1 protein-coding gene and 1 pseudogene are annotated in these 811 nt (G+C 75.0%); both read left to right on the forward strand.

The features are described 5' to 3' along the window. On the forward strand, positions 1-715 hold a 715-nt coding region (locus D3D02_RS18120), incomplete at its 5' end, for an HIT family protein (RefSeq protein ID WP_121571319.1). A gap of 4 nt (positions 716-719) precedes the next feature. Next, a pseudogene (locus D3D02_RS21305) lies at positions 720-811 on the forward strand (dolichol kinase); the annotation flags it as partial.

Here is an 811-nt window from a genome sequence, read left to right on the forward strand (position 1 = left end):
CATGTCCGACGACTGTATCTTCTGTTCGATCGTCGCCGGCGACATCCCGGCGCGGACCGTCCACGAGACCGACTCGGTGCTGGCGTTCCTCGACGCGAACCCGCTCGCGCGCGGCCACACGCTGGTGATCCCCAAGTCGCACGCCCAGCACGTCGGCGACCTCGACGCCGACCTCGCGAGCGACCTGTTCGACGCGGTCGCGGCGCTCACGCCCCGGATCGAGGAGGCGGTCGACGCCGACGGCGCCAACGTCGGCGTCAACGACGGCGAGGCGGCCGGCCAGGAGGTCCCGCACGTCCACATCCACGTCGTCCCCCGGTTCGAGGGCGACGGCGGCGCGCCGATCCACGCGGTCGCCGGCGCCCGGCCCGACCTCTCGGACGACGAGCTCGACGCAGTCGCCGACGAGGTCGCGGCCGACCTGCGGGCCGCGGGGCTCGCGGTCGCGTACGACGACTCCGGCTCGATCGGCCGGCGCTACCGCCGGCAGGACGAGGTCGGCACGCCGTTCTGCGTCACGGTCGACCGCGACGGCATCGAGGGCGACGGCCCGGACACCGTCACGCTCCGCGAGCGCGACTCCGCGGCGCAGGTCCGGATCCCCGTCGCGGACCTCGCCGCCGAGCTGACGGCGCTGCGCGAGGGCGAGCCGTTCGCCGCGGTCGCGGACCCGTACGACGCGGTCGACACCGACGTCGAGACCGCGGGGAACTGAGGGCGTGACGCTCCCGGCCGCGGCGTGGCGCGAGCGCGTGGAGTTCGAGCGGCGGCTGGTCCACGCGAGCGGCACCCTCTATCCGGTCCCGTACCT

The sequence above is a fragment of the Halobellus sp. Atlit-38R genome, from assembly GCF_003665925.1.
Taxonomy (GTDB): Archaea; Halobacteriota; Halobacteria; order Halobacteriales; family Haloferacaceae; genus Haloquadratum; species Haloquadratum inordinatus.